Here is a 10,281-nt window from a genome sequence, read left to right as displayed (position 1 = left end):
TTTTTGAGCAATAACTTGCCTGCGGTTGAGAGGCAGCTACTTTTAGGTGCGATCGTTTTTTAGTCTAAACTCCAGTTTTAATCACCAACTGCCATTCTGACTCGGCATGAATCTCACCTTGCCAAGTATAAATCGAGCGAATTGGCGACAAACTCACACAAGCAGCCAGCTTGTTTTCAACTAGAGATTTAGCGAGATTCTCAGCCTCCGCCTCCGATGCAGCAGTTACCAGCACCACCCCAAAATTAATTGTCATAGTCATCAGTGAACACTCAACACTCAACACTCATCAGTCAACACTCAACACTCAACACTCAACACTCAACAATTAATTTCCGTAACTTCCCAAGAATTGACTCTGCCAGCCCCAGCTAAGGAAAAATAGCGCCTAGTAGATTCCGGCAAAGTAGCTCCCGCCAACAAAGCATTATCTAAATTAGCTCCTATTAACGTCGCCTCGCTCAAATCTGCTGCCATCAAATCAGCTTGACACAGCTTCGCCCAATTCAGATTTGCCCCTCTCAAACAACTTCCCTTCAACTTAGCCCCAGTTAAGTTTGCACCCGCCAACTTCACCCCACGCAACTGAGCCGCGCTGAAATTCGCCCCCGCCAAATTCGAGCCTTCCAAATTAGCTCCCATTAGTTTAGCTTCGCTCACGTTGACGCCGCTCAAATCTGCACCGCAGAGATTCACCCCTGTCAACTGCGCTCGCCGCAGACTGACTCCGGTTAATTGAGCTCCAAAAAGTTTTGCACTATTGAGCCTTGCACCGTAAAGGTTTGCCCACTTAAAATTAGCTCCCGTCAGATTTGCGCCCAGCAAGTTAACTAATTGCAAGTCGGCGCTACACAAATTGGCATTCCACAACACAGCAGCCCGCAGGTTGGCGCCAGTTAAAGTTGCGCCGCTTAACTTTACTTTGGGCAATTTTGCTTTTACCAAAAAAGCTCCACTCAAATTAGCTTTTGTCAAATCTGCACCTGAGAGTTGGGTTTCACCCATTTTGGCAAAAGTTAAATTTGCTCTGTGCATCTGTGCATCTTTGAGTGTTGCTTTGGTGAGAAACGCCCTGCTGAGGTTCGCCCCGGAAAGATTAGCTCGCGAAAGGTTGACTCCGATTAAGATTGCTCCGCTGAGGTCTTTCCCGCTGAGGTCGGCTCCAGTAAAGTCTCGTTGTCCTTTTTCGTAATTGTTGAGCAGTTCACTAACTTCCATAGGGCATCATAGGTGGTAAAAGTATAGTAATTTATTGACATGGGAGGCGTTAAGTCCCTCCCCTTTCACTTTTACTTTAAGCGGATTAACCCGCGCAAGGCTCGAACTACGCAGCTCTCTATCCCATTGCTGAACGCATTTGGGATTGCTTTTCTGAGGATGTTGTACGAAGCGTTGATATCAGAATTAATTAACTGACCAGTCGATGTTTTGTACAAACCTCGCTTGATACGCTTACCAGTAAACATCGGCTCTTTTTCTGTTTTCCCGTAGACAGGGATTGGATCTAGACCCACGAAGTTGGCCCGCGATGTGTAGGATTCTTCCTGGACAATTACATTGATTCCTGCCAACCGAGCTTTGTACTCCAACATTTCAATTAATCGAGAGTGAGGAATACTAACAAAGTTTTGGTTGGTTTGCTTCCCTAGATCAATTTCAGTTTTCCACTGTGCATTCTTGCCAATTACTAGCGTCCCAATTTTTTTGGTATTTAAAATCGCAACAATCAGGCGACTAGCATGATGCAAGTAATTATCAACTTTTTGATGGCGACAACGAGTTAAGCGCTGAATCCGGGGTGAAGTTTTGCGGTTCCCTTTTAACTGGGATTGTAATCGTGAAGAGCGTTTGTTGTAGAACTGGTTAATCGATTTCAATGGTCGCCCGTTGATCAACAAAGGGATAAATCCCGGTTGATTTGAAGTTAACGCCACTAAATTATCTAGTCCTAAATCAATACTAGCTACAGAATTAGCATTGCCAAGGGTGGACTCCGGTTCATCATAAATTACCTCAATTACATAGGAATCACATTTCGGAACCAGCCTAACTTGGCAAATCTGATCGGGAGCGACTTGGGTTTTGATTAAAAGTTCAGTCCCCGAAAGTTTAATGATTCCTTTCTTCAACTGTTTACTACTAATCGCTTGAATCGTGTAGACGAGAAGGTTTCGCCCTTTGGTTTTGTCTTTGTACTTTGGCAATTTCGGGCGACCCGTGAATTTTGAAGAATCAGCCTTGTAAGCTTTAACTGCTTCAAAAAACGATTTCCAATTCTTGTCTAACACCATCAAGATTTGCTGGCTTACTTTAGCAGGCAAAGCCTTGTAGGCTTCATGAGACTTCATCAATCGGTTCATTTCGTTATAACTGACATAACCCCATCCATAAATAAAGCTCTGACGAATAACGTAATTGGCGGCATTGTAGAGGTTTTTGGACTTGAAAGCTAGTTCGTCAATTTGGGCGAAACGGTGTTCCGTTGATTTAATGATGTGCCTCTCTGTTAGTTGCATTTGAGACTTGCGTTTTTTGGGCTATGCGTATTCCTTGTTCAACACTCACAACAATATAATACCATTATTGTTTATAATTGCTTATAAACTCAATGAAGTTTTACAATACCTTCTATGATTGTGGGGTTTCGATCCAGAAATCTTTACTGTTAAGGTTGTTTCATAAAGGAAACTGTTTCAGAAAGGAAACTGTTTTAGCGTTTGCCTCAAACGGTATAAATTTCATTAACCTTACTTTCTGTTTAAAGGCAATCTCTTAATAAAGATTTTATATCTTCCACGCGGTAGCGATCGCACTTTCGGTATTTTTGAATTAAAAGTTAATGTTTTGTGACATAGATAGTCATTGCTTAACGATCGACCGTTATTCGCAACTTCAGGCGCAGCGTGCCCTTAAATCCTGCGGGAGGTTGCCAGGAACTCAAGGCACTCTTGAGACTCTCTACGGCGTCTGTTGCTGGCATCGTCGAGGTTTGAGGGTCGATCGCCACTTGCGCCACGCGGCCATCTTGTACCGATAACTCCCACACCGTTTCACCGCTAACCCCTGTGGGCAGAGTAACAGATTGCAAGTATTGAGTCAAAGCGGCGATCGCCCCGGCATCCAACCCTTCGGCGCTAACTACTTGGAGGCGAGAAACCTTTGGCTGCGAGGGTTGCAACTCACCGTAACCTCGCTGCCGCGGCATAGCAGGAGCTGGACTTACCGGTGCCGAGTTGCGATTCGAGGTAACGCTGCGAGAGCCGCCTCTAGTTGGCTCTGCCCCTTCCGACTCGAAAATACCTTCATAGCTGACACCCTGCGGCAATTCCACAGGCACTTGCACCCTACGACGAGATCCATCAGGTTCGACTCGCACTTCTTCGCTCACAGCCACAAAAGCCGTGTATTCCGACAGCAACCGATAAGTTAGAGCAGTATTAGTCACAGCTTCCACCAGAGATTTAGTCTCACCACCAAACATTTGATTCATTAAATCTTTAATGCGCGATCGCCCCCAAAGCTGAGCTACCGCCGGATTGCCAAAATCCGTAGCGCCTGCTGCGACTGAAGTTGACTCCCGCTGCCGCGCGCCGGATTGAGCAAAATTAACAGGTAAAACTTGCTCGTAAGCTTTGCCGCCCGCAAGAGTGCCCCGAATGCGAAGTTGGCCGTTAGCTCGATCGGTCTTTTTGCCAAACAAAACTAGCGGCTGACTGGTAAATAAGTCTGGGGGTGCGATCGGATAAATCTCCGGTTTTTCCCCCATTCCTTCCCAACTAATTTGAATATTAGTCAATACCGGACTATTAATTTGACGAAAAAACTTTTCGGCCGCTTCTGCTGACGGTTCATCTTGACGAATTACTTGAGACGTGCCTCTTCCCACTTCCGCCAAACGGTTGAGCAAAAACCGATTCACCGAACCCCCGACACCAAAACTATAAAGTCGATTTCCCGGCTTCAGACTCCGCTGAACCCGAGCTAGGACTTCATTTTCATTACCAATGTAACCGTCAGTAATTAGTACAATACTCCGCAGCCTTCCCGTTGCCGGCGCCGGAAAATTCATTACTGCTTGAATGCCGTTAAGCAATTCACTGCCACCGTTAGCCTGCAACTTGTCGATATAATTAATTGCCCTTTGTCGGTTGGCCGCCGTATTCGGTAAAGGAGTTGTTGAAAGCGCTGTCGCAGTGTTTGCAAAATCAATAATAGTAAAAGTATCGTTGGGATTCAGCCCTTGAATGAAGCGTCGCATCAACTCCTTAGATTTTGCTAGCGGTTCGCCCTGTTGAGAACCGGAAGTATCCATCAAAAACACGACATCTTTCGGTACAATTTCATTAGTTTTGTAATTTAAAGCCGGAATCATATAAGTAGCAAAATGACCGCCCCGCTGGTCGGATTGAGTCAAAATAGTGGCCCGAGTATTTTCGCCCGCCACTCGATAGCGCAAAATTAAATCTTTATTGGGAATTGTGTCTGAATTGGCTAATTGGACTTGCACAATATTGCCGCTGCGGTCAGTGGTAATTTGATGGGAAGTAGAGCGGACATCGCCGATCGCAACTCCGGCATCTATTTCTACGGAAACAGCGATATTGTGACCAGATCGCGTTCCTGGAGGCAAAACAGGCGGGTTAATGCGATCGGCATCGGTCGTATTTCCCGAAATATAGCGCGGCCCAACCACCATTGGAAACACAAATTCGTAATCGCCGCCGGCAAACTTGAGACTTTCCGTGTAGCGAATAGTAACTTCAATTTTTTCTCCCGGTTTGATATTAGCGAGAGACTGAGTAAAAATATTATCGCGTTCTTGTTCCAACAAACCCGCAGTCCGGCCTTGCTGTCTGGCTTTTTGGTAAATTTCCAAAGCTTCCTCGCGGAGTTTGATATCAGCTTTAATAGTTCGTGAGCCTATTTTAATTTCCATATCATCCACCGCCGCTTCGTCGGGCAAAGGAAATACATAAACAGCTTCTAAAGATTCGGGAAAAGGATTTTCAAATTTCTGAACAACTTCAACGCGGGAGATATTGCCAGCTATTTTGGCTTTAACTTCAGTCTGCTTGAGCGGAAAGACTTGTTCTCTGGCCGTATTTTGACCCTTGACGAACAAACCGCCGACAGGACAGCGAGTTTCGGGCGATCGTCCGCCATTGCAATTAACATCGTTACTAGCGAGAATTTTGGGCGACACAGACGAATAATTTTCCCCAAGAGCATTGGCCCGCGCCCCATTGGGAGCGAGCCACACGCCACACTCGATCGCCGCGAGCAATGCGATACCAGCAGAAAGCAACCGTTGAGGGGATAGAACGCAGACAAACTTCATAGCTGTTGTTTTTAGCAGACTTGAGGTGCTTTGTTTATCATGACTTTACCCTTTGCAAAACGTTCCTGAGTTAGCTTTCTGGGAAAAATGAAGAAACGGCTGCCAAAACGAGCAGGTTTGGTCGATCCTCTTCGAGGGCTTCACCAACGGGCGATCGACCCCAACCTGCAAGATTGTATAATTAAGTTAGACGACAGTTAAATAGCTCTAACCGAAACCCCTCAAATTCTAATAAATTGTAATTACCATGAATTTTATCAACCCCAAAACCGACTTTGCCTTTAAAAAAATCTTCGGCTCGGATGACAGTAAAGACATTTTGATTAGTTTTTTAAATGCTCTCCTCTACGAAGCACAGCCAGTTATCGAAGATTTAGAAATTATCGACCCCTATTTAGCTCCAAACATTAAAGGTATCAAAGATACTTACTTGGATGTTAAAGCCAAGATTACTGGTGACAAAACTGTGATTATTGAAATGCAGGTTTTGAATGTAGAATACTTTCAGCAGCGGGTTTTGTATAATGCAACTAAAACTTATTCAATGCAGCTAAGCACAGGAAGTGGCTACAGCAATTTAAACCCTGTGATTGCTCTGACCATTACAGATTTTAAAATGTTTGAGAACATGGAGACAGTGATTTCGCACTTCATCTTCAAAGAAAAGACATTTTTAGTAGATTATCTAGCGGATCAATTTGAGCTGGTGTTTGTGGAGTTACCAAAATTCAACAAGGAACTAGATGAATTAGAAACCTTGACAGATAAGTGGATATACTTCATGAAAACAGCTCAAGCTTTACAGTCTGTTCCAGAAGAATTGGAAAATGTACAGGAACTGAAACAGGCTTTTAAAATTGCCAATAGAGCGAATCTAAATGCTCAGGAACTAGATGAGTTAGATAAGCGAGAAATCTTCATTCAAGACCAGCGTGGCTCCATTAGTCTAGCTACCAAAATAGCCCTTGCAGAAGGTATCGAGCAAGGTATCGAACAAGGTATCGAGCAAGGTATCAAACAAGGGAATTTGCGATTAATTACTCGCCAGTTGGAACGTAGTGTAGGCGCACTGTCGCCGGATATCCAAGCCTGTATAAGTCAGTTATCCGTTGAGGAATTAGAGAGTTTAGGAGAGGCTGTATTAGACTTTACCACTTTGTCAGATTTGACAACTTGGTTGGAAGCACATAACAATTGTCAATAATTTGGTCAAATGGGTGTAGGGGCAATCCCCGTGGTTGCCCTTATGGATTACCTATGTCACATTTGAGTCTGACCTGACATTGAAACATCTAAAGTCGAAAATCCTATGAGCAAATTTGTGTTTGTGACCGGCGGCGTGGTTTCCAGCATCGGCAAGGGAATAGTCGGTGCTTCTTTGGGCCGCCTATTGAAGTCGCGGGACTATTCTGTCTCGATTTTGAAGCTAGATCCCTATATTAACGTTGACCCCGGCACTCTGAGCCCGTTTCAGCACGGAGAAGTCTTCGTCACGCAAGACGGTGCCGAAACTGACCTGGATTTGGGGCACTACGAGCGTTTTACGGATACATCCATGTCTCGCCTCAATAGCGTCACCACGGGTTCCATTTATCAAGCGGTGATCAACAAAGAACGCCGGGGTGAGTATCAGGGGAGCACGGTGCAGGTGATTCCGCACATCACTAACGAGATTAAAGAGCGAATTCACCGGGTAGCACAAAATACTAATCCCGATGTCGTGATTACGGAAATCGGCGGAACGGTGGGAGATATTGAATCTTTGCCGTTTTTGGAGGCAATTCGCCAGTTTCGCAAGGATGTCGGCCGGCAAAATGTTGTGTATATGCACGTCACGCTGATACCTTGGATTCCTTCGGCTGGAGAGATGAAAACTAAACCGACTCAGCATTCGGTGAAGGAATTGCGGTCGATCGGCATTCAACCAGATATTTTAGTCTGTAGGTGCGATCGCCCGCTGTCTTTGGGCATGAAACAGAAATTGTCGGAATTCTGCAACGTACCCGAAGAATGTGTCATCACCGCTCAAGATGCTAAAAGTATCTACGAAGTGCCGCTGATGATGGAACAGGAAGGTTTAGCGCAACAAACGCTCAATTTGCTGCAACTCGAACATCGCCAGCCAGATTTGCATCAGTGGCAAACTTTAGTCAACAGGCTTTACAGTCCCAATCACAAAATTGATATTGCTTTAGTTGGCAAATACGTGCGGTTGAACGATGCTTATCTTTCAGTGGTCGAAGCTTTGCGGCACGCGGCAATCTCGATCGGCTGCGACCTAAATTTGCACTGGATTAACTCAGAAGATTTAGAATCGGGAAACCTCGATAATTATCTCAAAGATATCAACGGCATTCTTGTACCGGGAGGTTTTGGGGTTCGGGGAGTTGACGGCAAAATAGCAGCGATCGAATATGCCAAACACAACAAAATTCCGTTTTTGGGATTGTGTTTGGGGATGCAGTGTGCTGTGATTGAATGGGCACGCAACACCGCCCAACTAAAGGATGCCAACAGCGCTGAATTTGACCCGGATACATCAAATCCGGTAATTAATTTATTGCCAGAACAGCAAGATGTAGTCGATTTGGGCGGTACAATGCGACTGGGTTTGTATCCGTGCCGTGTCAACCCCGACACGCTAGCTTTCAAACTTTATCAGAAAGAAGTGATTTACGAGCGGCACCGGCATCGGTACGAATTTAACAACGCCTACCGCAATCTTTTCTTAGAATCAGGTTATGCAGTCTCCGGTACATCTCCAGACGGCCGATTGGTAGAAATGATCGAATTGCCCAACCATCCCTTTTTCATAGCCAGTCAATTTCACCCCGAATTCCAATCTCGACCTAGCGCCCCCCACCCCTTGTTTCAAGGGTTTATCCAGGCCGCTAGCATCCAGGGAAAGCAGGATGTTTTAGAAGCTGAGGCTCTTCACTTGGTGGCTGGGAAACTTGCAGGAAACTGATCTGATATCATGTGCGATCGATTAGTTCTGATATATTAGATGTCTGTAGGGCCGGGTGAGAGTACACAATATTCAAATCAGGCAGACAATCGCTCGTACTCTCACCCGCCCAACCCAACAATCGGATTTGATTCGGGTCGCACTTACCGGACTAGATATCGGGCAGCATCCTCAACGAGTGAAAAACCTCACCCCCCAGCCCTAGCATAGGGGTTGGGGGGGTAGTACCCGAAGGGAGAAGGCAAAAGGCAGAAGGCAGAAGGTAAAAATGCTGATTATTTTTACTTAACTTTTTAGCTTGGATTTCAATGGTGATACCAGTTTCAAAAAAAATGCAACTTTAGGCAACTTCCCAACCCCGATAGTCATCAGTCATGCCCAATCTAAAATCTAAAATCTAAAATCTAAAATGGTATGAGTTGTCAAACTATCCTAAAATACCAGGAAACACAGGTTTGAGGAGGCTTTGTGGCTTATTGGAGCAAAATTACTTATGAGAAAAGTACATACATAATTGACCTTGACACTATTAGTGCTTTTTCGAGCGAACTGGATAACAAGCGTCTCACCTTTTGGCTGCCTAATAGCAGTCAGCCGATTATCCTCAATCCCCAAGGCAATTATGAGGCTTACAAGCAAGTTCTCGATTACCTCAAAAAAACCATTGACCGCAATTCGAGAGGCTCGTGGATTAAAATTAATTATGACCGTAAAGAATTTGCGATCGATATGAGTCGAATTAGCTCTTTTGCTTGCGAACAGAACGGTCGGCTAAGCTTTTGCCTGCCTGACAGCGCAACTAATATTATTATCCTGCGCCAAAGCAACCCGGACGCTTATCAAGAAATTCAGGAATTCATTAAAAAGACGACTGGACAATCTCTGCCATGAAGAAGTCATTAGTCATTAGTTAGAAGGAGGAACAATGAAGGAGGAAGAGAGGCTATTTTTAGTAAATCCTAACATTCATTTTAATTTTTTTTGGGGTAAGCTGCTTAGGTTGCTTCCTAAGTTTAGATATGAAAAAAGCGCAGTAAAATGCGCTGTATTTTTAAATTTTCACTATTGAGCAAGCTGCCAAGCTAATTTGGCCGCGCCTACCATGCCTGCTTGATTGCCTAATTCAGCAACCAATAACTGCAAATCTTCGCGAGAACTCGGCAGCACCCGCCGCTCAATTTCGGCTCGAACCTGCGGCAAGAAAAATTCTGCACCTGCACTAATTCCGCCGCCGATAATAATAGCTTCCGGCGTTAAAATATAAATTATACTTGCCAAACCGATACCCAGATAGCGCCCGTAATTTTGCCAAAATTCTAAAGCTTTGGCATCTCCCGACTTAGCTAAATTTGCTAATTCTACAGGTTCCAAACCCATTTCCCGGCGAATTGCTTGCACCGAAACATATTGTTCTAAAGAACCGCGATTGCCGCTGTTGCACTCCGGGCCGTCGGGATTTATAGTAATCAATCCTAGTTCTCCGGCCGCGCCTAGATGGCCTGCAAATAGTTTACCGTCTAGGATAAGTGCACCGCCGACGCCTGTACCTAAAGTTAGTAAAATTAGATTTTTAAATGGCCTTCCGGCACCCAACCAAGCTTCTCCCAATCCGGCACAGTTGGCATCATTTGCTAATATGGTCGGCAGTCCGGTTTTAGCTTCCAACCAGTCAGCTAGCGGGACGTTATGCCAGTTTTTGAGGTTAATTGCTACTCTCGCTATTCTGCCAGCGGCATCTGCGGGGCCTGGAGTGCCGATGCCGATCGCACTTACAGCATTTTCGACCGGATTCAGTTGTAAAATAGCATCGGTCATCGCGGCTAAAACGGCTTCTGGCGTTGCGGGTTGAGGGGTTGGGACAGTTAAGGATTGATGACAAATGCCGTCTTCGCTAAATCTGCCGAGTTTAATTGCGGTTCCGCCTAAGTCAATGCCGATTACTTGTGTCATTCTATTTTGGTTGTGGATGCAAGGA

General features: G+C 45.1%; 6 protein-coding genes and 2 pseudogenes. 3 read left to right on the top strand and 5 right to left on the bottom strand.

The window, feature by feature from the left end; translation table 11 throughout:
- Positions 1–73: 73 nt before the first annotated feature.
- The 4 genes and pseudogenes from cutA to QUA70_RS15785 all read right to left on the bottom strand — a co-directional run.
- Positions 74–256, bottom strand: a pseudogene (gene cutA, locus QUA70_RS15800) (divalent-cation tolerance protein CutA); the annotation flags it as partial.
- Between the two features lie 65 nt (positions 257–321).
- Positions 322–1,218, bottom strand: coding sequence for a pentapeptide repeat-containing protein (locus QUA70_RS15795; RefSeq protein ID WP_333348418.1), 897 nt, complete (start codon positions 1,216–1,218; stop codon positions 322–324).
- Positions 1,219–1,224: 6 nt separating this feature from the next.
- Positions 1,225–2,516: pseudogene (locus tag QUA70_RS15790) on the bottom strand (RNA-guided endonuclease InsQ/TnpB family protein).
- 350 nt (positions 2,517–2,866) lie between these two features.
- Positions 2,867–5,338 carry a VIT domain-containing protein gene (locus tag QUA70_RS15785; RefSeq protein WP_333348421.1) on the bottom strand — a complete coding sequence of 824 codons (2,472 nt, stop codon included), beginning with the start codon at positions 5,336–5,338 and terminating at the stop codon, positions 2,867–2,869.
- A 247-nt stretch (positions 5,339–5,585) separates the two neighbouring features.
- Here QUA70_RS15785 and QUA70_RS15780 point away from each other — a divergent pair, with 247 nt between their 5' ends.
- The 3 genes from QUA70_RS15780 (at position 5,586) to QUA70_RS15770 (ending at position 9,197) form a co-directional block, all read left to right on the top strand.
- Entirely contained in the window at positions 5,586–6,542 is a 957-nt protein-coding gene (locus QUA70_RS15780; RefSeq protein ID WP_333348425.1) for an Rpn family recombination-promoting nuclease/putative transposase, read from the top strand.
- A 105-nt stretch (positions 6,543–6,647) separates the two neighbouring features.
- On the top strand, positions 6,648–8,306 hold the full coding sequence (locus tag QUA70_RS15775; RefSeq protein WP_333332580.1) for a CTP synthase: 1,659 nt from the start codon (positions 6,648–6,650) through the stop codon (positions 8,304–8,306).
- 468 nt (positions 8,307–8,774) lie between these two features.
- Complete coding sequence (locus QUA70_RS15770) at positions 8,775–9,197, top strand: hypothetical protein (RefSeq protein WP_333332582.1); 423 nt, start codon at positions 8,775–8,777, stop codon at positions 9,195–9,197.
- Positions 9,198–9,368: 171 nt separating this feature from the next.
- Here the strand turns inward: QUA70_RS15770 and QUA70_RS15765 are convergent, their stop codons facing one another.
- A complete protein-coding gene (locus tag QUA70_RS15765) occupies positions 9,369–10,256 on the bottom strand; it encodes an ROK family protein (protein WP_333348428.1) in 888 nt (295 codons plus the stop codon).
- Between the last annotated feature and the right edge of the window lie 25 nt (positions 10,257–10,281).

Origin of the sequence: Microcoleus sp. LAD1_D5, from assembly GCF_036702115.1 — a bacterium.
Lineage (GTDB): Bacteria > Cyanobacteriota > Cyanobacteriia > Cyanobacteriales > Microcoleaceae > Microcoleus.
Note: the sequence above shows the minus strand (reverse complement) of the source record. Positions and strands in the feature narration are given on the sequence as shown.

Bases quoted from the DNA above. Each gene is read 5' to 3' on its own strand.
- QUA70_RS15795 (WP_333348418.1), bottom strand. From the start codon at position 1,218: ATGGAAGTTAGTGAACTGCTCAACAATTACGAAAAAGGACAACGAGAC.
- QUA70_RS15785 (WP_333348421.1), bottom strand. From the start codon at position 5,338: ATGAAGTTTGTCTGCGTTCTATCCCCTCAACGGTTGCTTTCTGCTGGT.
- QUA70_RS15780 (WP_333348425.1), top strand. From the start codon at position 5,586: ATGAATTTTATCAACCCCAAAACCGACTTTGCCTTTAAAAAAATCTTC.
- QUA70_RS15775 (WP_333332580.1), top strand. From the start codon at position 6,648: ATGAGCAAATTTGTGTTTGTGACCGGCGGCGTGGTTTCCAGCATCGGC.
- QUA70_RS15765 (WP_333348428.1), bottom strand. From the start codon at position 10,256: ATGACACAAGTAATCGGCATTGACTTAGGCGGAACCGCAATTAAACTC.